The sequence below is a fragment of the Bradyrhizobium sp. USDA 4472 genome, from assembly GCF_054058595.1.
This window is the reverse complement of record NZ_JBSSAM010000001.1, coordinates 6639031-6658116: the sequence shown is the minus strand read 5'-3', so window position 1 is coordinate 6658116 and position 19086 is coordinate 6639031. Positions and strand designations below refer to the sequence as shown.

Annotated in this window: 21 protein-coding genes and 1 pseudogene; 12 read left to right on the top strand and 10 right to left on the bottom strand. The window is 64.0% G+C overall.

Going from position 1 to position 19086, the window contains the following annotated elements:
* Window positions 1-55 precede the first annotated feature (55 nt).
* From ACVWZ4_RS31390 to ACVWZ4_RS31370, 5 genes are all read left to right on the top strand, one after another.
* Window positions 56-865, top strand: coding sequence for an alpha/beta hydrolase (locus ACVWZ4_RS31390; protein WP_456703292.1), 810 nt, complete (start codon window positions 56-58; stop codon window positions 863-865).
* 34 nt (window positions 866-899) lie between these two features.
* Window positions 900-1739: a tryptophan 2,3-dioxygenase gene (gene kynA / locus ACVWZ4_RS31385; protein ID WP_456703293.1), complete on the top strand. Its 840-nt coding sequence runs from the start codon at window positions 900-902 to the stop codon at window positions 1737-1739.
* Between the two features lie 8 nt (window positions 1740-1747).
* Window positions 1748-2950 (top strand): kynureninase, encoded by a 1203-nt coding sequence (gene kynU, locus ACVWZ4_RS31380; protein ID WP_456741852.1) that lies wholly within the window; start codon window positions 1748-1750, stop codon window positions 2948-2950.
* A gap of 148 nt (window positions 2951-3098) precedes the next feature.
* Complete coding sequence (locus ACVWZ4_RS31375; protein WP_456703295.1) at window positions 3099-3497, top strand: PaaI family thioesterase; 399 nt, start codon at window positions 3099-3101, stop codon at window positions 3495-3497.
* A gap of 153 nt (window positions 3498-3650) precedes the next feature.
* A complete protein-coding gene (locus ACVWZ4_RS31370; protein WP_456703296.1) occupies window positions 3651-4262 on the top strand; it encodes an N-acetyltransferase family protein in 612 nt (203 codons plus the stop codon).
* A gap of 75 nt (window positions 4263-4337) precedes the next feature.
* On the opposite strand, the gene ACVWZ4_RS31365 is transcribed toward ACVWZ4_RS31370, so the two are convergent.
* Together ACVWZ4_RS31365 and ACVWZ4_RS31360 are read right to left on the bottom strand one after the other, a co-directional pair.
* Window positions 4338-4643, bottom strand: a complete 306-nt coding sequence (locus ACVWZ4_RS31365) for a hypothetical protein (protein ID WP_456703297.1) — start codon at window positions 4641-4643, stop codon at window positions 4338-4340.
* 95 nt (window positions 4644-4738) lie between these two features.
* A complete protein-coding gene (locus ACVWZ4_RS31360; protein ID WP_456703298.1) occupies window positions 4739-5425 on the bottom strand; it encodes a DUF2161 domain-containing phosphodiesterase in 687 nt (228 codons plus the stop codon).
* A 127-nt stretch (window positions 5426-5552) separates the two neighbouring features.
* Between ACVWZ4_RS31360 and ACVWZ4_RS31355 the strand changes: the two genes are divergently transcribed.
* The gene (locus ACVWZ4_RS31355) at window positions 5553-5900 is read left to right on the top strand and encodes a GrlR family regulatory protein (RefSeq protein WP_092228992.1); all 348 of its coding nucleotides are present in this window, start codon (window positions 5553-5555) and stop codon (window positions 5898-5900) included.
* Here the strand turns inward: ACVWZ4_RS31355 and ACVWZ4_RS31350 are convergent, their stop codons facing one another.
* From ACVWZ4_RS31350 to ACVWZ4_RS31340, 3 genes are all read right to left on the bottom strand, one after another.
* Entirely contained in the window at window positions 5901-6581 is a 681-nt protein-coding gene (locus ACVWZ4_RS31350; RefSeq protein ID WP_456742290.1) for an SDR family oxidoreductase, read from the bottom strand.
* A 24-nt stretch (window positions 6582-6605) separates the two neighbouring features.
* Window positions 6606-7349 carry a tyrosine-protein phosphatase gene (locus ACVWZ4_RS31345; RefSeq protein WP_456741851.1) on the bottom strand — a complete coding sequence of 248 codons (744 nt, stop codon included), beginning with the start codon at window positions 7347-7349 and terminating at the stop codon, window positions 6606-6608.
* A gap of 170 nt (window positions 7350-7519) precedes the next feature.
* Window positions 7520-7723 carry a DUF2735 domain-containing protein gene (locus ACVWZ4_RS31340; protein WP_456703302.1) on the bottom strand — a complete coding sequence of 68 codons (204 nt, stop codon included), beginning with the start codon at window positions 7721-7723 and terminating at the stop codon, window positions 7520-7522.
* Window positions 7724-8237: 514 nt separating this feature from the next.
* Between ACVWZ4_RS31340 and ACVWZ4_RS31335 the strand changes: the two genes are divergently transcribed.
* The 4 genes and pseudogenes from ACVWZ4_RS31335 to ACVWZ4_RS31320 all read left to right on the top strand — a co-directional run bounded on the left by ACVWZ4_RS31335 (window position 8238) and on the right by ACVWZ4_RS31320 (window position 10547).
* Window positions 8238-9272 carry a glutamine synthetase beta-grasp domain-containing protein gene (locus tag ACVWZ4_RS31335; protein ID WP_456703303.1) on the top strand — a complete coding sequence of 345 codons (1035 nt, stop codon included), beginning with the start codon at window positions 8238-8240 and terminating at the stop codon, window positions 9270-9272.
* 196 nt (window positions 9273-9468) lie between these two features.
* Window positions 9469-10170 carry a GrlR family regulatory protein gene (locus ACVWZ4_RS31330; protein ID WP_456742289.1) on the top strand — a complete coding sequence of 234 codons (702 nt, stop codon included), beginning with the start codon at window positions 9469-9471 and terminating at the stop codon, window positions 10168-10170.
* Window positions 10171-10224: 54 nt separating this feature from the next.
* Window positions 10225-10323, top strand: a pseudogene (locus ACVWZ4_RS31325) (ABC transporter substrate-binding protein); the annotation flags it as partial.
* A 74-nt stretch (window positions 10324-10397) separates the two neighbouring features.
* On the top strand, window positions 10398-10547 hold the full coding sequence (locus ACVWZ4_RS31320; RefSeq protein ID WP_084292415.1) for a hypothetical protein: 150 nt from the start codon (window positions 10398-10400) through the stop codon (window positions 10545-10547).
* Window positions 10548-10565: 18 nt separating this feature from the next.
* Here the strand turns inward: ACVWZ4_RS31320 and ACVWZ4_RS31315 are convergent, their stop codons facing one another.
* Complete coding sequence (locus ACVWZ4_RS31315; protein WP_456738532.1) at window positions 10566-10964, bottom strand: VOC family protein; 399 nt, start codon at window positions 10962-10964, stop codon at window positions 10566-10568.
* 505 nt (window positions 10965-11469) lie between these two features.
* Here ACVWZ4_RS31315 and ACVWZ4_RS31310 point away from each other — a divergent pair.
* Entirely contained in the window at window positions 11470-11925 is a 456-nt protein-coding gene (locus ACVWZ4_RS31310) for a hypothetical protein (RefSeq protein WP_456703305.1), read from the top strand.
* A gap of 182 nt (window positions 11926-12107) precedes the next feature.
* On the opposite strand, the gene ACVWZ4_RS31305 is transcribed toward ACVWZ4_RS31310, so the two are convergent.
* The 4 genes from ACVWZ4_RS31305 to ACVWZ4_RS31290 all read right to left on the bottom strand — a co-directional run bounded on the left by ACVWZ4_RS31305 (window position 12108) and on the right by ACVWZ4_RS31290 (window position 17236).
* Window positions 12108-13229, bottom strand: coding sequence for an acyltransferase family protein (locus ACVWZ4_RS31305; protein ID WP_456741850.1), 1122 nt, complete (start codon window positions 13227-13229; stop codon window positions 12108-12110).
* Window positions 13230-13317: 88 nt separating this feature from the next.
* A complete protein-coding gene (locus tag ACVWZ4_RS31300) occupies window positions 13318-13932 on the bottom strand; it encodes an Isoquinoline 1-oxidoreductase subunit (RefSeq protein WP_456741849.1) in 615 nt (204 codons plus the stop codon).
* Between the two features lie 11 nt (window positions 13933-13943).
* Window positions 13944-14468 carry a (2Fe-2S)-binding protein gene (locus ACVWZ4_RS31295; protein ID WP_456703308.1) on the bottom strand — a complete coding sequence of 175 codons (525 nt, stop codon included), beginning with the start codon at window positions 14466-14468 and terminating at the stop codon, window positions 13944-13946.
* Window positions 14465-17236 (bottom strand): xanthine dehydrogenase family protein molybdopterin-binding subunit, encoded by a 2772-nt coding sequence (locus ACVWZ4_RS31290; protein WP_456790435.1) that lies wholly within the window; start codon window positions 17234-17236, stop codon window positions 14465-14467. Before ACVWZ4_RS31290 ends, ACVWZ4_RS31295 begins: the two co-directional genes overlap by 4 nt.
* Before the next feature lie 241 nt (window positions 17237-17477).
* Between ACVWZ4_RS31290 and ACVWZ4_RS31285 the strand changes: the two genes are divergently transcribed.
* Window positions 17478-19067, top strand: coding sequence for a multicopper oxidase family protein (locus tag ACVWZ4_RS31285; RefSeq protein WP_456741847.1), 1590 nt, complete (start codon window positions 17478-17480; stop codon window positions 19065-19067).
* The last annotated feature ends 19 nt before the right edge of the window (window positions 19068-19086 follow it).

Sequence of the window (19086 nt, the reverse complement as noted above, 5' to 3'; positions counted from 1 at the left end):
CCTGACCGGTGGCAGACTGGCGCCCGGTTCGGCGAACGAGCCCCAGGGAGTCACGATGCGCGATTGGGATGATGCTTACGCCAATTCGGCCCATATCCCGGGCTCGGACAAGATGCCGGCGCAATGGGCGGAGCGGGCGGCGGCTTATCGCGCCGGGTTGAAAGGCTTTCGCCCTGATATCGCCTACGGTTCCGATGAGCGCCAGCGCTTCGACCTGGTCCTGCCGGATGGCGACAGCAAAGGTCTGGTCGTGTTCGTGCACGGCGGCTACTGGATGCGCCTTGCCAAATCGGACTGGACCGATCTCGCCGAAGGCGCGCGGCACCACGGCTGGACGGTTTGCTTGCCGAGCTACACGCTTGCGCCGGCCGCTCGCATCTCCGACATGACTGCCGAAATCACCGCCGCGATTGCGAAGGCGGCTTCGCTTGTCTCAGGGCCGATCCGGCTCGCCGGGCATTCGGCGGGTGGTCATCTCGTCACGCGCATGCTGTGCGACGACAGCCGGCTTGAGCCTGCCGTCTTCAACCGGATCCTCGGCACGCTCTCGATCAGCGGCCTGCATGATTTGCGGCCGCTGCTCAAGACGCAGATGAACGACACCTTGCGCATGACCATGGAGGAGGCGACGCTCGAAAGCGCCGCGCTGCACCTGCCGCGCGGACATGCGCCTGTCACCGCCTGGGTCGGCGGCAGCGAGCGGCCGGAATTCATCCGTCAGTCCGACCTGTTCGCCAACGTCTGGACCGGATTCGACGTGCCGACGCGCCTCGTGATTGATCCCGGGCTCAACCATTTCACCGTGATCGATGGGCTCAAGGATCCGTCGTCGCCGATCACCGCGCGGCTGATTGGCCTCGACTGACTGTCGCAGGGATGATCGATCGAAAGGGCCTGTCATGACGTCCAGCGATTACGATCCCTCAAACGAAGGCGCCGAGACCGATTTCAGCCGGCGCATGTCCTACGGCAACTATCTGGCGCTGGATGCGATCCTCGGTGCCCAGCATCCGCTGTCGGAGGCGCATGACGAGATGCTGTTCATCATCCAGCATCAGACCACGGAGCTCTGGATGCGGCTTGCCATCCACGAGCTCAGCGCCGCGCGCCGGGCCATCGCCAGAGACGAGGTGCAGCCCGCGATGAAGATGTTGGCGCGCATGTCGCGCATCTTCGAGCAGCTCAACAACGCCTGGGATGTGTTGCGCACGATGACGCCCAGCGAATACACCCGCTTCCGGTCCCAGCTCGGCCAGTCCTCGGGCTTCCAGTCGCGCCAGTACCGGCTGATCGAATATCTGCTCGGCAACCGCAACCACGCCATGTTGAAGCCGCACGCGCACGATGTGGAAACGACCAGGATGTTGGAAGCCGAGCTTGCCACGCCGAGCCTCTACGATGAGGTGCTGCGGCTCGCGGATCGCAACGGGCTGAAGATGCCGGCCGCCGTGCTCGCGCGCGACGTCCGCGAAACCCACAGCTTCAACGAGGGCGTACTGCAGGCCTGGCGTATCGTCTACGAGGCGCCGGAGACGCACTGGATGCTCTACGAGCTCGCCGAAAAGCTGGTCGATTTCGAGGATTATTTCCGTCGTTGGCGCTTCAATCACGTCACCACAGTCGAGCGTGTCATCGGCTTCAAGCGCGGGACCGGTGGCACCGGCGGCGTCAGCTATCTCAAGCGCATGCTGGAGGTCGAGCTGTTCCCCGAACTCTGGCGCGTCCGGACGATTTTGTAGGGCCCGACATGACCCAGCTTCGCGTCTATGACGACACCAAAGCGCTGTTCCGGCTGCCCGAGGGCGTGATCTATCTGGACGGCAATTCGCTGGGCGCGCTGCCGCTTGGCGTCGCCGAGCGCGTCAACCGCGTGATTACGACCGAGTGGGGCGTTGAGTTGATCCGCGCCTGGAACACCGCTGGCTGGTATGCCCAGCCGCGTCATGTCGGCGATCGCATCGCGCGGCTGATCGGCGCGGAGGCCGGGTCCGTCATGGTTGGGGACACGCTGTCGCTCAAAGTCTATCAGGCGCTCGCGGCCGCGCTCGACATGAACCCATCGCGCAAGGTCGTCCTGTCTGACACAGGCAATTTCCCAACCGATCTCTACATGGCCGAAGGCCTGATCGCGACGCTCGGGCGCGGCCATCAATTGCGGCTTGTGGCGCCGGAGGAGATCGCGGCTTCGCTCTCGGAAGAGATCGCGGTGCTCTACATCACCGAGGTCGATTATCGCACCGGCCGCCGTCACGACATGGCGAAACTGACGGCGAAGGCGCGTGCGCTCGGCATCGTCACGGTGTGGGATCTCGCGCATTCGGCCGGCGCGCTGCCGGTCGATCTTGCCGGTTGTGGCGTCGATTTCGCAGCCGGCTGCACCTACAAATACATCAATGCCGGGCCGGGCGCTCCGGCGTTCCTCTACGTCGCGCCACATCGTGCCGGTGGCGCGCGCGTCGCGCTGTCGGGATGGATGGGCCACGCAAAACCCTTCGCATTCGAGCTTGGCTACGCGGCGGCCGGCGGTGTCGAGCGCATGCGCGTGGGCACGCCGCCGGTGCTGGCGATGGCGGCCCTGGAGGCTTCGCTCGATGTCTGGGATCACGTCGACATCAGGGAGGTCCGCGCCCGCTCGCTGGCGCTCGGCGATCGCCTGATTGCCGAAGTCGAACGCCGCTGCCCATCTCTGAGCCTTGTAACCCCGCGTGCACACGAACGCCGTGGCTCGCAAGTCTCCTTCGCCTTCGAGGGCGGTTATGCCGCGATGCAGGCCTTGATCGCGCGCGGCCTGATCGGCGATTTCCGCGCGCCCGACATCATGAGGTTCGGGATCACGCCGCTCTACATTGGCGAGACCGAGATCATGCGGGCAGCCGAGATCATCGAGGAGGTGATCGCGGGTGAGGTGTGGCGCCGGCCGGAGTATCAGGTCGTGAATGCGGTGACGTGAGGAGGAAATGTCTCCCCATGACACGGGAGAGACGCGAGAGCGCTCTCCACGGGAGGGCCGACATCACAGCAGCCATGACCTCTGACGTCATTGCTTTGCCGCAGGAAGCCTTTCACGGTGAGACACCAACGAATTGGGAGAAGATCTGATGACGCCGCTCGAGAAAGTTAAAGCGATGAAGATGCCGTTCGCCGAGCTCAAAGGCGTCGAATTCGTCGAGGCCGAACAAGATCGGGTGGTGGCGCGGATGACGGTGCGGCCGGACCTCTGCACGCTGTATCACACCATCCACGGCGGCGCGGTGATGGCGTTCGCCGATTCGGTCGGGGCTGCCGCGACCGTCATCAACCTGCCGGAGGGCGCCAAGGGCACGACCACGCTGGAGAGCAAGACCAACTTCATCGGAGGCGCCAAGGAGGGCACCATCGTCATCGCCACCGCCACGCCTGTTCACCGGGGTCGCCGGACCCAGGTCTGGACCACCCGGTTGGAGACTGAGGACGGCAAGCTGGTTGCCTTGGTGACCCAGACACAGCTGGTCCTGTAAGATTACGGGGGCTTGATTTTGTTAACGAATTGGTCGCTCCCCGCGCTCGAAACTTGAGGCAGGTTCCCGCCTTGAAAAATTTGGTGCGACGCACAATATTGGGCGCCTAGGGATTCGAACGCCTCCTCGAGGGACACCAAGAGGAGTTTTGACGTGGTACTTGAAGACACCGCCCAGGCAACATCCGTTCCCGGCTATGTGCGGACCTTGAGCCAGCAGGAAGAGTTGCCGCTGTTGCGCGATCACCTGCTGCGGCTCGATGCCGAGAGCCGGCATGACCGTTTCAACGGTTTTCTCGACGACAGCTTCATCGAGCGTTACGCCGCCCGCTGCGCCGAGGACGGCACTGTGATCGTCGCCTACATCGTCGACGGCGTGGTCCGCGGCGCGGCCGAGCTGCATCCGCCGGAGGGGGATTCGCTGCCCGAAGTCGCCTTCAGCGTGGAAGCCTCAGCCCGCCGCCAGAATGTCGGCACCGTGCTGTTCAGCCGCCTGATCGCGGAAGCGCGCTGGAAGGGCTACAAGAGCCTACGCGTCACGACGGGTGCGGAGAACCATGCCATGCGGGCGCTCGCCAAGAAGTTCGGTGCGCATCTGCAGTTCCGCCATGGCGAGTCGACCGGCACGATCGATCTGACCAAGGCTCCCGAGGACGAGCTTGCCGATCTCGCCGCCGCACCGTTCAAGGCCGGCCGCGCGCTTCTCAGCTTCAACTCGACCTGCTGGAAGCTGATCTCCAGCATGTACGGCAATCGTGCAGCGTGAGACTAAAGGCCTGAATCAAAAAGCGGACCGGCTCAGGCCGGTCCGCTTCTTCAATGAAGCAATGGGAATGAGCGCTTAGGTGCCGGTGCGCTTGTCGTTGCCGAAGCGGCGAACGACACGGCGTTCGACCACAACCGAGCGCTGCGCACCCTGTTCGCCGGCGATCACCCGCGTGGCGGTGATGCGACCGTTGGTGCGGGCCTGTTTCCTGACCTCGGCCTGAACGATCTCGATGGGCATCCCCATCAGAGCGGCAGCGATCTCGGCCTGTTGCTCCTGGTCGTCGGTGATGCCGACAGCGGCGAAGATCGCCTCATCCAGGGTCGGCGGGTCATGGCGGACGCGCCGCGTGCCGTACTTGGTATTCCAGTCTGCGCTCATAAGGGCCTCGTTTCGATGCCGGGATACCTAGTGCGATCAATGTTGCATTGCAATATGAAATCAATGTGGCATCTCAGCTATGCAACGGTTTGGCGTCATGGCGGTGACGAGACACCGGCATCGACCTCGATCCGCTGTTGGGGCCAGCGTTTCAACGCGGCGAGTCCTGCCTGGGTCAGTCGATAGATTCCCCGGTCGGCTCGCTCGAACCAGCCATACACATTGTTAAGCAAGATCTTGCCGGCGTCGGGACAGCGCTCGCGCAAATCGCGCACGCGCCGCGGGCCTGCCGCGAGTTCTGACGCACAGGTCAGCGCCTGCTGCCGGTAGGCCGTCATGATCGGCGCGCGGGTGCTGCCGCCGAGCACGGGATCGCCCTGGCGGCGCTGATGTTCGGCAACGAGGCGCGAGCGGGTCTTCGGGTCGCGGCGCGGAGCTGCCGTCGGCGGCTTCACCAGCACCTCGACCTGACCCTTGTCGGTTACCCCAAGCATACCGAAACCGAGGCGACGACAGAGATTGCGGTAACGCGCATCACTCTCGCGTCCCTTGCCGCGGATCGACATCTTTGCGGCGATCCAGATCTCGTCGCCCGCCGGCGCGCGATCGACCGCCTGCAGGATCAGTTCGAGATTGAACGCGAGCTTCAGCTCGCCAATCACCACCACTGGCGGATTGCCGGCGCTGAGGCCGACAAGATCGCAGCCGCGAATCTCGCCCTTCACGTCGAAGCCGAGGCCTTCGAGGAAGCGTTTGACGGGGAGGTAGAGCGCGGTTTCCAAGGGAGTTTCCGATCGGAGAATCAGTTGCCGTCAGTCTAGCCCGGATCAGACTCTGGGCTGACCGGCATTTGCCTGGACGCCGTCAAGCCAGCTATATCCCCGCGTGGCGAACAGGGCGCTTGCAAATATGACGATCAGGAATGGGCTCTATCACATCCGGATCGCGTTTCTGGATAGTGTCCAGGGCGGCAATCAGGGTGTCATGGTGCTGCGCGACGGCACCATGCGCGGTGGGGATTCGTTTTTCTTCGCCTATGGCAGCTACACGTCCGCCGACGGCAAATGGAAGGGCGAGCTGACCAACGAGGAGCATTCGCCCTCGTTCGACGAGCGCCCGGTGTGGGGCCGCAAGGTCGTGACCATCGGCTTCAGCGGCACCTACACCGACGAGACCGCTTACGGTGAGGGCATGGCGCTTGCCGGCAAGCAGAGCATCCGCTTCAAGGGCAATCTGCGGCTGCTGGTGCCGGATTGATCAGACCCGTCCGCTCACCGGAATGAGCGCGCCGGTGACGCCGCCTGCGGCGTCGCTGACGAGGAACAGGATCACCTCGGCGAGCTCCTGCGGCGTCACCCATTTGGTGAAATCCGCTTTCGGCATGTCGGCGCGGTTGGCCTTGGTGTCGATGGTCGACGGCAGCACCGCGTTGACGGTGACCTTGCCTTTCCATTCACTGGCCAGCGCCTCGGTCAGGCGATGCACGCCTGCCTTCGATGCCGCATAAGGCCCCATGCCGGCGCCGGCCTGAAGCGCGCCCATGGCGCCGATATTGACGATGCGGCCGGCGTTCGAGGCGGCAAGATGCGGCAGCGCCGCGCGCGAGGTGTTGAGCGCGGTCAGCAGGTTCAGCGCATGCATGCGTTGCCAGGTCGTGATGTCGCCATCGCCGACGGTCTCATAGGCAAAGCCGCCGGCGATGTTGACCAATGCGTCAAGTCGGCCGAAATGCCTGGCGGCAGCCTCGACGGCCGTCTTCGCCTGCGCCGCGTCGGACAGGTCCACGCCGCCGATCTCGATGCGTTCAGTCGTCGCCGGCATTTGCGAGGCCGCGTAATCGATGCCGGCGACCCGCGCGCCGCGCGATACCGCGATGTCGGCGACCACCTTGCCGAGCGCGCCGCGCGCACCGGTCACGATCAGAACCTTGCCTTGCATCATCGATCTCCCGGCGCGGGCGCCTCATGATTGAAGATAGCGCGCCTTCAGCGCGGTGCGCTCTGCTGTGCCGAGCTTGAGGCCCTCGCGCAAGTAGGTTTCGACATCACCATAGTCGCGACGGACGGCTTCGAATGCGGCATCGAGATAGGAGGCGTTGACCGAGCCGATCGCGTCGAGGACATCGGCCGGCAGATCGGAGACGCTCGAGACGTCGCGCCTGTAGTGACGGTTGGTCAGCAGATAATCCTCGGAAATGACGTCATCGGGCACGCCGAGCGCATGCAGGATCAGGGCGCTGGCAAAGCCGGTACGGTCCTTGCCCGCGGTGCAGTGGATCACGAGCGGGGCACGGTCTTCCAGTAGATGGCCGAACAGCGTGCGGAAGCTGTGCGTGTTGTGGCGGACATAGTTGCGATAGGACTCGCGCATGAGTTCGAGCGCGACCGGTCCGGTCAGCGCGCCCCTGGCGAGCTCGGCGCGCAGGGAAGCCACGACCGTCGGCTCGATCGGCAACGAATGCACGGTGATCTCGTTCACGACGCAGACGCCGGCCGTGCGCTCCTCGACGCCTCGGAAGTCGAACGCGCTTCTGACGCCGAGTGCGCGGACGATCTCGATGTCTTCTGCGGTGAGCTGGCCGAGATGGTTGGAGCGGAAGATGTGGCGCCAGCGCGTGGTGCGGCCGTCGCTTGTCGCGTAGCCGCCGAGGTCGCGAAAATTGCTGGCGCCTTGCAAGGCGAGGTGACGGGAAGGGGAGTCTGACATGGGCCCGGCCTGAATGATTGGGATCAGCTTTTGTTTTTATCCCGGCTGCGGATCATTGCAGACGACCTGTCCGATGCGGAATCAAAAAGGGTCGAAACATCGTTGTTTCGACCCTTCTTAGACTTCCGCCGGGCGTTTGTAGCACGCGGCGGTCCTGGACCAGACCGGCATTAGCGTTCCCATTTGGGCTTTGCTTCGTCGACCGCGTCCTGGTGATACCAGCTATCGCTGCAGATCGACGCGTTCTCGGGAAGCGAAGCGTGATCGGCGGGAAGGCGGGTCTCGCTGTAGCGGCGCCCCGCGAGAGCCGCGCGGCCCCCGACAGGGAATTGGTAGATCGTCGCAGATCCGTGACTCAGACCATTGTTCATCATTGCGATTGCTCCTTGGTCGAAGCGCCTTGGCCTCCATGGTGCGCCCGACTCCTTCTGATGTGGTTACTGGAATCCCCATATCGGCCCCGCACTCCGAAAAGCAAAGTGCTGAAAAGGAGATCAGTTTCCGCCTAATTCTTGAGCAGATGGCTGTCTGCACCCCCTAAGGCACCGTGTCGATGACCAACGTCTGTGCCATTGCAAAGGTTGCTGGGCATGTCCCGCCGCTTTGCGAAAGTTGCCGGACGTTGACGCATGTTTCATCGGCAACCTCCGGCAGGAGCCTGCCTGCTCCAGAATCGGGCGATTTCCGCGGGAATATTGCAGTGCAGCTTCACGCGAAGGTGCGCTCCTATGCCGCATGCGGCGGACCGCTTAGGCCGCTGTGGAAAACCCTACGCGCTGCGGCCTTTTGGCACGCAAAATGCTTATGGAGAGCCGGCCGATGATGGCCGGGTACAAACGTGCGGGGGGCTCTCAACCCCACCTTTCGCATCATCTACAGAGAGGCTCAATGACCAAGTACAAGCTCGAGTACATCTGGCTCGACGGATATACGCCGACTCCGAACTTGCGCGGCAAAACCCAGATCAAGGAATTTTCGTCGTTCCCGACGCTCGAGCAGCTTCCGCTCTGGGGTTTCGATGGCTCGTCCACCCAGCAGGCGGAAGGCCACAGCTCCGATTGCGTGCTGAAGCCGGTTGCCGTGTTCCCGGATGGCGCCCGTACCAACGGCGTGCTCGTGATGTGCGAAGTCATGATGCCTGACGGCAAGACCCCGCACCCCTCCAACAAGCGCGCCACCATCCTCGACGATGCCGGCGCCTGGTTCGGCTTCGAGCAGGAATATTTCTTCTATAAGAACGGCCGTCCGCTCGGCTTCCCCGAGTCCGGCTATCCGGCGCCGCAGGGCCCGTACTACACCGGCGTCGGCTATTCGAACGTCGGCGACGTCGCCCGCAAGATCGTCGAGGAGCATCTCGACCTCTGCCTCGCTGCCGGTATCAACCATGAAGGCATCAACGCGGAAGTCGCGAAGGGCCAGTGGGAATTCCAGATCTTCGGCAAGGGCTCCAAGAAAGCCGCCGACGAAATGTGGATGGCCCGCTATCTGATGCTGCGCCTGACCGAGAAGTACGGCATCGACATCGAGTTCCACTGCAAGCCGCTCGGTGACACCGACTGGAACGGCTCCGGCATGCACGCCAACTTCTCCACCGAGTACATGCGTACCGTCGGCGGCAAGGAGTATTTCGAGGCGCTGATGGCCGCCTTCGACAAGAACCTGATGGACCACATCGCCGTCTACGGCCCGGACAATGACAAGCGTCTGACCGGCAAGCACGAGACCGCGCCCTGGAACAAGTTCAGCTACGGCGTGGCTGATCGTGGTGCGTCGATCCGCGTTCCGCACTCCTTCGTCAACAATGGCTACAAGGGCTATCTGGAAGACCGCCGTCCGAACTCGCAGGGCGACCCATACCAGATCGCTTCGCAGATCCTGAAGACGATCGCGTCCGTGCCTGCTGACAAGAAGGCCGTCGCCTAAGGTCTCTCCGCCCGGACCGGAACACAGGCCCGGGTGGCTTTCAATCCGCCGGAGCTGGAAAGGCTCCGGCGGATTTTTGCTGTCCGATGAAACCGTTGTTGTCGGTCTGGCCGCTATGTCGGCGCGAAGCCTGTCCATCACGGCCCAAACCGGGATAGAGTGCCTGCAAGATGCGCGCGAGCCGGGGGCACGGCTGGTGTTTGAAGGCTTCTACAAGGTGCGATTTCAGCTCGGCGACAGCGTCGGCCGGAGCGTGATGCATGCCGGCAATGGCAAGATGCTCGGCGGAAATTCGGCGTTCGCCCATATCGGCACCTATGAAAAGACCGCAGACGGCGTCGACATCGTCATCAAGACCGTCCGCCACAACCCCGATCCGAACTACCGCGCGATGGCCGGCACCGATGATGCGACGCTGATCGCGACGGGTTTTGCTGACGGCGATCTCTACCGCTTCAAGGGCGAGTTGAAGGAGCTGCCCGGCGTGCCCTTCCAGTCGCTGATGACGCCGATCGCGGAGGAAGAGGTGCCGATCGCCGGCGGCGTCGGGGAAGGCAGCATCACCGACGGGCTTTACTCGGTCCACCTGCGCATGCTGGACGGCCTCGACGGCGGGCTGACCGGGGTCATGCTGCTCAACCGCGGCCGGATCCTTGGCGGCGACGCCTCGTTCTATTATCTCGGCAGCTACACCGCCGCGAACGGCCGCTGGAAGGGCCAGATCCTCAACCAGGAGCACACGCCCGCCAGGGACGATCCGGTGTTCGGCGGCCATGAGGTCGGTATCGGCTTCTCCGGCGCCTATGATGGCGAGGGCGCGGTGCTGGAAGCAACGGCCCTTGCGGGCAAGCGCAGCCTGCGCCTGACCGCCGTGCTCAAGCTGATGCAGCGCGCCTGATCGCTGCAGGGATATCGCCATGGAAAAGTTCGAAGGCTCTCGGCGCTCGGCCTGATGGGCGCGATGCGCAACCTGTCCTCCGCATTCGAGATCGCCAGCGGCATTGCGGTCGACGCGGACGTCGCGCCGAGTCTGGCGCTGCTCGAGCGCCTGTCAGGGCTCGAGCCCTGAACCGGAACCTGCCGGGGCAGTCACCGTTGACATCGCAGCAATCAGGAGGCGCAAGCATGATCCGCAAACTCGCGTCAGGCGAATACCGGCTCTATTCGCGCAAGGTGAATCCCAAGACGGGCAAGCGCCGCAATCTCGGCACGTTCAAAAGCCGGGCGGCGGCCGAGAAGCACGAGCGCGACGTGCAGTATTTCAAGCGTCACTGACGCCGGCGTCGAGCCAGGTCATCGCGATCCAAACCGTTGTTTGGCGGCTTCGCTGACCGGCGTGTACAGTCCCACGAGCGTTCCTTCGGGATCACGAAGCTGAGCCGCGAGGTTTCCCCAAGGCATCAGCTTTGGCGCGTGCACCACCTCCGCCTGATCTCTCAATCTCGCAAACTCGCTCTCCACGTCATCGACTTGGAATTCAATGATTGCGGTTCGATTGGCCGCAGGCTCCGCGCTGCCCGCCTGAAACAGCGCGACCGTCTCGACGCTACCGAAGGCGAGCGTTGCCGAAGGGGTGACTATTTCGGCGAACACAGGCGCCAGCCACTCCGCCGTTTTGCCGGTCACGTTCTCGTAAAAGCCGACAAGCGCCTTGATGTCAGCAGCAATCAGACGGGTCGAAGCAAGTTTCACGCGATCTCCCGGGGTTCCGTATGGCTATCTTGCGACGACCGCCTCGTAACTCCGCGCTGCTGACAGCGCCCTGTCAGCAGTCAGCATCGATGTAGCACGCACAGATTTCGTCGGCACGAGCGGCTCTGGCGCGGCAGCCTCAATCCTCCCAGACCAACTCTCCGCAAGATCGGCACTTGTACACGCGAATGAAGCGCGTCGTTTCAATGTTCCAGATCTTGTCAGCCAGGTCGAGCGGATGGCGGCATTTGGGGCAGCGATCCGTCACGGGCGGGGGCGATGCGGACGAGAGGGGTGAAGACATGGGTGCGGCTCTTTTCCCAGAGACGCATAAGCTTCGCCGTCGTTCCAAAAAATTGGAGTCTGCGACTGCAAGACGGGGCAGCTCATGCCGAGCACATGCGCGCGGTCTGAGTCGTGACGCGAGCCACGAGGCAGCGCCATTGTTAGGAACGATCAGGGCTGCAGGACGGTTACGCGAATCTCTCAACCAAGGAGTACGCTCATGAAATCAGCCCTCGCTGTGGCAACAATGCTGGCCTTCCTCGGCTCGCCCGCGCTCGCGCAAACCACTGCTCCCGCCAACAGCTCGCAGATGGATGCAGCATCGAGCAAGAACGATCAGCGCAGCCCGGCGGATGCCGCGCAGAACAACAGTCAAACGCAGGATGCCGATGCAATTCAGAAAATCCGCCAGGATCTGCAGAAGGCCGGCTTCACTGATGTGAAGGTGGTTGCCCGGTCGTTCGTCGTGCAGGCCAAGTCGAGCGACGGCAACCCGGTGCTCATGACAATCGGTCCGCACGGGATGTCGGTGTTTGAAGCCATGAGTGGACCAGGGAATTCAGGGACAGTCGGCATGGGGTCTGCTCCGGCGGGCACACCCGGATCCAATCCGTCTGCTTCGCCGAGCCAGAATAGCGGCTCCGCCAACACCCAGCAGGGCGGATCTCAACAGTAGCGAGGGCGGCCGGTGAGAGGGGAGCCGGGCTGCGTGCCGATCGTGCAGTCCGGCATTCCCAAAGCGCGGCTTCGCGTTCGCGTGGCTCATCGAGGAACGTCTCCACCTGTTCAAGACCATGATCGCGGCTCCGCCGGATCTGGGTGCGACGGGTTGAAGCGCGCATCACCTGAATGGTGGTTTCAAGAGCGCAGTTCGCAACGCAGCATGTCTGATGATCTGCCCAGGGTCTTTCGATCCCGCCAGCTCAGAATCGGCCGTTCGAAGTAATGGTAAAGCCCGGCGGCCAGGATCAGGCAAATGCTCGCATAGAGAACGGCTGACATGAGCGTCGCCACGGAGGCGTGCGGCTGCAGTCGCCAGAGCGAATGGATCACGATGATCACGGGAAGATTGACCAGATACAGCGAGTAGGACCATTTCGATAAGGCGGTCACGCTCGCCGTCCCGTATGGGAGCTGAATTCGACCGACGCCGGCGATGATGAGCAGGGCCACCGACAGCTGCAAGAGGTTGAACAGCACTGTTCTGGCGAAGAAGCTGTGATCCAGCTCCGCTTGGGGCTTCGCCAGAATGACGATCGAGAACCCAAGGACGAGCAGGCCCGCCATGAGAAGTGCCGGCTTGTGTGACGGCCTGATCCACTTGATCGCGATATAGGCGAACACGCCGGTCATGATGGCATCGAGCCTGAAGATCGCGACCTTCCTGATTCCAGTCTCCATCGTCGGCTCGAACAGGACGACGGCGCCGATCCGTGTCGCGAGAGAGATCAGGAAGACGAAGGCGCCCGCCGCGATGAAGGTTCTGATCGAGCGACCGTGCAGCTTGCCGAATGCCATCACGATCAGCGGGAAGAACAGATAGAACAACTCCTCGATGGCGAGGCTCCAGGACTCCGGAAAGAATGCCGGAATGGGATGCGCGAAGTTTTGGAGGAACGCGAAGTAAGGAGCCAGCGGCGGCAGTCCCGAACGCTGGTAGATGAGGATGTTGAGGCCGAGGAACAGGTAGTAGCTCGGCAAGGTCCGTATCCAGCGGCGGACCCAAAAGGTCGGAAGCAGGCTGTGCCAGGACGCGCCCGACATGACCTGCTCGAACAGGATGCCGCCGACCAGGAATCCGGAGAGGACGAAGAAGATCTCGACGCCGAGCGTTGCCGTGACATTGGCAAAGACGCTCTCTTCGGGCTGCGCGAAGAACCAGCTTCCATGCGAGGCCAGCACGAGGCTGACCGCCAGCGCGCGCAAGAGATCGAGCCATTCATCGCGGCTGCCGGGTGGAACCGATCTATTCTCTTTCACGCGCGAACCTGCCAGAGACGCAAAACGCCCGGCATTCTCGGTCGCGACTGGTTACGATTGTCCTACGATGCAGGTGAGGCCGACCCGGTCACGGCGCGGGGCAGGCGGCTCCCGTCTTCACCCAGGCTTCCACCAGCGCGCCGGCCTGTTCTTGCGTCCCCGGTACGGGTGAGCGGCCGAAGCCAGGCTTCCACGCCCAGCCGACCAGCGTGTCCTTGCCGATGTGGTCGATCAGATCCTCCACCTTGCGGCCGCCGTTGCGGGCGGGGTCCCTGATCTGCTCACAGATCTCGCCGATCGTCTTGCCTTCCCAGGCCATCTCGCGGGGAGCGAGGTGCCATTCGGGATGGCCGGGAATGCGGCCGGGCTCGAAATTGGCGTTCTGGTGGCAGGTGTTGCAACGCATCGACGCCGAGCCATGGCCGTCGGCGCCGCGTGTCACCGGCGGCTGGTGGAGGCGGGGCGTGTCGCCCTGGTGCGGGCTGTCGCCGGCCGGATGGCAGTTGGTGCAGCGCGGATGCGTCAGCACCTTGCCGAGTTCGGTGAAGATCGCGGCCGAGCGCTGTTCGGTATCCGTGATGCCGGCAAAGCTTTCGGGCGAGGCGAGGGCGTGACTTGTGGTGTCCGACGCGGCGTAGCCTGCGCAGAAGCTGCTCGTCAGGGCGGCAACCACGACGGCGATCTTGACCCGTGCGTTGATCATTCCCGGCGGTCTCATTTGGTGGCGACGAGATAGCGGCCTGCATCGGCAAGGATCACATCGCGCACCGCCTCGTGATATTTGATGTAGCCGGTGCAGCGGCACAGATGCCCGTCGAGCGCATCCGCAATGGTCTGCTCCAGCGCTTCGCGGACGACAGGCGCGCGCGAAAGACGTTCGAGCAGCACCTGGCCCTCGCCAAGGAAGCCGGCGGTGCAATAGCCGCACTGGAAGGCGAAGTGATCGATGAAGGCCTGCTGCAGGGCCGAGAGCTGGCCGTCTTTGGCGTGGCCCTCGACGGTACGGATCGACTTGCCGTCGAAATTCACGGCCGGCGCGATGCAGGTCGGGCTTGTGTAGCTCGAGCCGTCCGGCTCGTCGACGATGATGGCGCAGCTCAGGCATTGCGCAGCGCCGCAGCCGAACTTGGTGCCGGTCATGCCGAGCATCTCGCGCAGGAAATCGTTCATCGAGAGATCGTCGCGGACGTCGATCGGGCCGTGTTTGTGGCCGTTGATGGTAAGGCTGAGGGTGGTCACGCCAACACTCCCTTCAAAAGGCTCGCAGTCACCGGCAGCGCGCGGAAACGATGACCCGTGGCGTCATGGATCGCGTTGATCAGCGCCGGCACGATCGGGATCATCACGACCTCCGCCATGCCCTTGGGGGCTTCGTCCGGGGTGAGCGGCTTCAGCATCTCGATCTCGAGATCGCGCAGCGGCAGGTCGGAGCCGCGTGCGACGAGATAGCGGCCGAGATTCCATTCGCCATTGCCAGGGCCGCCCTCGAAGGACGGCAGCGATTCGAGTAACGCGTAGCCGACGCCCATGGCGAACCCGCCATGGGACTGGCCCATCACCACTTCAGGGACCAGGGCCGTGCCGCATTCGAATACGCTGTAGGCCTTGGCGATGCGGATCGTGCCCGTTGCGCGTTCGATCTCGACGCGGACCAGCGTGCCGCACATCGAGGTGTAGGCGGTGCCGATGCGGTTGTTGTCGGTCGGCGGAAATTTGACGCTCGAGCGGTTGATGCGTTCGAACTTGCCGTTGCCGCGGCGGATCGCGAGCGCGTCGATCTCGGCGCGGTATTGCTCGCCGAACAGGGGAAAGCGCGCGCGCGACCAGGCCCAGCGCGAAAAACTATGCGCGACCGCGCCGGTGACGAAGCCGCGCGCATGTGCGGTTGCGGCCAGTCTCGCCAGTGGCAGCGGCTCGTGGCCGGTCATGGTGAGCGCGCCGTTCTGCCAGCTCGCATGCGCCGATTGATTGGAGCGCGGGTCGGTCTTCGGAATGCGCCACAGCTCCAGCGCGGCGGGCCACAGCCCGAAGCGGAAGATCACGCGGGCAGCCTCGGATGACGAGTGCGTGCCGACATGGGCGCCGATCGAGGCCGAGGTGGCCGAGGAGATCGCCGGGACCCAGCGCGGATTGCGCTCCGCGGCATCCTGCGTCTTCTGGTCCATCGTGTAGGGGTCGCCTGACGTGACGAGGCCGAGCACGTCGTAGCTGTCGACGCGCGCGACCGAGACCTCGTCGGCGATGGCGCCGAGATGGCCCGCGACGCGGTTCGCGAGCGCCGTGCCGATGCCGTTGCCCATCTCGACATGGTCGCAGAAGATCGCGATTCTGCCGTCGGCGCCGAGCTCGACGCGCCCGAGCGAGCAATCTGCGCCGGAGCCGTAATCCTTGGTGACGCAGGCAACACCGGTCCCGACCAGCCGGTCGCCCGTGGTTTGCCTGAACTCGGCGCGCTGTTGCCAGATCGGGTGCTTCTCTAGCCTGTCGAGAATCTCAGGCGTGCGCACCGAGACGATGTAGGGATTGCCGGTCATGGTCCGGCCGTTCTGCTTCAGGGCATTGCGGCGGCGGAATTCGATAGGGTCGAGCTTGAGCTCGGAGGCCGCTTCATCGATCAGCGCTTCGAGCGCCGTCATGGTCTGCAGCGTGCCGTAGCCGCGCATCGAGCCGGCCGTGACGCCGCGCGAATGCAGCGCGGTCGTGGTGACGTCCACCTTGGGAATGTCGTAGATGCCGATTGCGCCTGTGGCGGCGACCACTGCAACGTTGGCGGAGAAGTTCTGCAGTCCGCCGCCATCCAGCACGTGATCGGCGGCGAAAGCCTTGATCAGGCCGGTTGTCCGGTCGACGCCGATGCGCGAACGCATTTTGATCGGGTGGCGTTTGATGCCGCCCTGGAATTGCTGGTAGCGGTCATGTGCGAGCCGCACCGGCTTGCCCGGGAAGCAGATCGCGGCGAGCGCGACATAGAGGATGAACGGCGTGTGGTCGCGGCCACCAAAGCCGCCGCCGACATGGGCGAACTGCGCGTTGATATGCGCGGGCTTGTAGGGCGCGTGCGCCTTGGCCAGCAGATGCGCAAGCGATTCCGCGGCTTCGTATGGCGACTGCACGCCGAGCACCAGCTCGAGATTGCCGCCCTCGCCTGCGTACCAGGCGAGGCCGCATTCCGGCTCCAGGAACATCGGATCGACCGATTGCGTCTCGAACTCTCGGTCGAGCACGAGCAGCGAGGCGTTGTCCGCTGCGAGCTCGGCGCGGATCTGATCGCCGAGCTTGGCCGCCTTGACGTAGTCCGCCGGCATCTCCCTCGCGAGCGGCGTCCACACCGGCAGCGCGGTGTTCTGCACCTTCTTCGGTGAGACCCAGCCGGCCTGGATCGGCGAATAGACGTCAGGCTTGTCGGGCGAGGGCCCTGCAACGCGGGTGAAGCGGTAGGAGCCGTAATCGGGCGCGATCACCGGTCCTGTTTCTTCGCCTGACTTGACGAAGGCGCCATCGCGCAGCACGAGGCGGGCCTGGTCGAAGGCGTCGAACCTTTCGAAGATCAGCAGCGCGACGGGCTGGCCCAGATAAAGCGGCGTCTTGCCGGGCGGGCAGAACAGATCGCCGGCATAGAACTCCGGCACCTCGGTGCCGATGCGGTCGAGATCCGCCGCCGTGACGACGACGGACGGCTTCAGCGCGCCGCCGAGGCGAGCGAGGTCCATGCCGGTATAGACGTGCGTGGCGTCATTGGCGCGCACCAGGATCGCGTGCGAGGTGGTTTGCGGCCAGCCCGGCATGTCGTTGGCGCGGAAGTCGGAAGCGTAGAGCTTTGCGCCCGTGACCTTCGCGATGCCATCGACGCGGCCGGCGCCCTTGGTTGCCGGATTGAAATTGCCGCGTCCGGGAAGCGTCTCGTGGGCCGCAAACGGCGCGCTTGCCGCCGCCGCGAGATGCGACATGCTGACCGAGATGCCGCCCGCCGATACCCACTTCACGAACTCGCGTCGCGAAGGCCGCATGATCTCATCCCTGTACGAGGTCTTCAGTGGCACGATGCTCACGGCATCGCAACCATAGGTACGACCGACGCCGGCCCGCACCTATCATGATTCGTCACGCACGCATAGAAACGGGCAGGACGTTACTATCCGATGAACACGTCGCACGCTGCGCGTGCCCGGATTGAGAAGTCGCGTTTTTCCTGCTGATTTGCAGTCGAATCGAATAAGACGGTTCGCAACTCAACTGGAGCGCGAACGCATGCGGCAGGATCGGAACGACGGCTCAGCTGACGACACCGCACCGCTGCTGTCGCGACGGCAATTGATCGGCGCGGCCGGGGCCCTGTCGCTGATCGCAGGAACGGCCAGGGCCCAGCATGCAATGCACGAGCATGGGGCCGTGTCCCACATCGCGGACATGTCGCCGACCATGGGCATGGTGCCGGAAGCGGAGGTTCCGGCGACGGATCAGGTGTTGGTGGAGCCCGAGGTCCGCAGGTCGGTGGGTGGCGTGCTGAGCACGACTCTGCGCTGCGCCTACGCCTATCGCCAGATCGGCGGCGTCAGGCTCTATGTCAGGTCCTATGAGGGCGGCAGTCCCGGACCGACCTTGCGCATGAAGCCCGGCGAGACGCTGCGGATCAAGCTGATCAACGATCTGCCGCCGAACCGCGACGGCTTGCCTGCCGATATCAGCCATCCGCACCAGTTCAACAACACCAATTTCCATTTCCACGGCGCGCATGCGAGCCCGAGCGGGATCGCCGACAACGTCATGCGCTCGATGGCGCCGGGCCACAGCTACAACATCGAGATCGCGCTGCCGGCGGACCACACCAGCGGCACCTATTGGTATCATCCGCACCACCACGGCAGCGCCGACATCCAGATGTCGAGCGGCATGGTCGGCGCCCTCATCGTCGAGGGCGATTTCGCAGGCGTGCCTGAGATCACCTCCGCACGCGAGCGGCTGATGGTGCTGACCCAGGTCGTCTTTGACGCCAACGGCATGGTGGAGGACTTCGAGACGCTGTTCCCGGAGACGGCGACGCGCTTCCTCGCCATCAACGGCCAGCGCCGGCCCGTGATCGAGATGCGCCCCGGCGAGGTGCAGCGCTGGCGCATCCTCAATGCGGCCTATCAGGACGACATGCTGCTCGATCTCGAGAAGCACGATCTCCATGCGATCGCCTATGACGGCATCCATCTCGGCGCGGTACAGCCTTTAAAGCAGCTCCTCATCGCGCCCGGCCAGCGCGCGGATATTCTGGTGAAGGCCGGCGCCCCAGGCACCTATGCCTTCAACGCGGCGCCCTACGACCAGGGCCATCCGTCACCGGTCGGGCCGCTGGCGCGGATCGTGGTGTCGGGCGCACCGACGGAGATGAAGCTGCCGGCTGCGCTGCCGGCGCCACCGCTTGCGGGCATCAAGGACAGCGAGATCACCAATCGCCGCAAGGTGGTGCTGTCTGCGACCGCGCCGGAAGCCGATGCCGCCGGCCACTGGCAGGAGTTCAGCTTCTTCATCGACGGCAAGAAGTTCGATCCCGGCAGGATCGATCATCGGGTCAAGTTGGGCGCGGTGGAGGAATGGACCATCGTCAACACGCATGAGCATGACGACCACGTCTTCCATATCCACACCAACCCGTTTCAGGTGGTCTCGGTCAACGGCAAGGCACTGGCGACGCCGGAATGGCGGGATTCCGTCATCGTGGAGCGCAAGGGCGGCGAGGTCGTGTTCCGTTCGCGCTTCCTCGATTTCACCGGCGTCTTCATGCTCCACTGCCACATGATGAACCACGAGGAGATGGGCATGATGCAGACGGTCGAGGTCTACAAGGCCTAAGCCACGGGCCGGATTGCAG

What these genes read in the sequence shown, in the direction of transcription:
- ACVWZ4_RS31390 (WP_456703292.1), top strand. Translation starts at nt 56, where the DNA reads ATGCGCGATTGGGATGATGCTTACGCCAATTCGGCCCATATCCCGGGC.
- kynA (WP_456703293.1), top strand. Translation starts at nt 900, where the DNA reads ATGACGTCCAGCGATTACGATCCCTCAAACGAAGGCGCCGAGACCGAT.
- kynU (WP_456741852.1), top strand. Translation starts at nt 1,748, where the DNA reads ATGACCCAGCTTCGCGTCTATGACGACACCAAAGCGCTGTTCCGGCTG.
- ACVWZ4_RS31375 (WP_456703295.1), top strand. Translation starts at nt 3,099, where the DNA reads ATGACGCCGCTCGAGAAAGTTAAAGCGATGAAGATGCCGTTCGCCGAG.
- ACVWZ4_RS31365 (WP_456703297.1), bottom strand. Translation starts at nt 4,643, where the DNA reads ATGAGCGCAGACTGGAATACCAAGTACGGCACGCGGCGCGTCCGCCAT.
- ACVWZ4_RS31355 (WP_092228992.1), top strand. Translation starts at nt 5,553, where the DNA reads ATGACGATCAGGAATGGGCTCTATCACATCCGGATCGCGTTTCTGGAT.
- ACVWZ4_RS31350 (WP_456742290.1), bottom strand. Translation starts at nt 6,581, where the DNA reads ATGCAAGGCAAGGTTCTGATCGTGACCGGTGCGCGCGGCGCGCTCGGC.
- ACVWZ4_RS31345 (WP_456741851.1), bottom strand. Translation starts at nt 7,349, where the DNA reads ATGTCAGACTCCCCTTCCCGTCACCTCGCCTTGCAAGGCGCCAGCAAT.
- ACVWZ4_RS31340 (WP_456703302.1), bottom strand. Translation starts at nt 7,723, where the DNA reads ATGATGAACAATGGTCTGAGTCACGGATCTGCGACGATCTACCAATTC.
- ACVWZ4_RS31335 (WP_456703303.1), top strand. Translation starts at nt 8,238, where the DNA reads ATGACCAAGTACAAGCTCGAGTACATCTGGCTCGACGGATATACGCCG.
- ACVWZ4_RS31320 (WP_084292415.1), top strand. Translation starts at nt 10,398, where the DNA reads ATGATCCGCAAACTCGCGTCAGGCGAATACCGGCTCTATTCGCGCAAG.
- ACVWZ4_RS31310 (WP_456703305.1), top strand. Translation starts at nt 11,470, where the DNA reads ATGAAATCAGCCCTCGCTGTGGCAACAATGCTGGCCTTCCTCGGCTCG.
- ACVWZ4_RS31300 (WP_456741849.1), bottom strand. Translation starts at nt 13,932, where the DNA reads ATGATCAACGCACGGGTCAAGATCGCCGTCGTGGTTGCCGCCCTGACG.
- ACVWZ4_RS31290 (WP_456790435.1), bottom strand. Translation starts at nt 17,236, where the DNA reads ATGCGGCCTTCGCGACGCGAGTTCGTGAAGTGGGTATCGGCGGGCGGC.
- ACVWZ4_RS31285 (WP_456741847.1), top strand. Translation starts at nt 17,478, where the DNA reads ATGCGGCAGGATCGGAACGACGGCTCAGCTGACGACACCGCACCGCTG.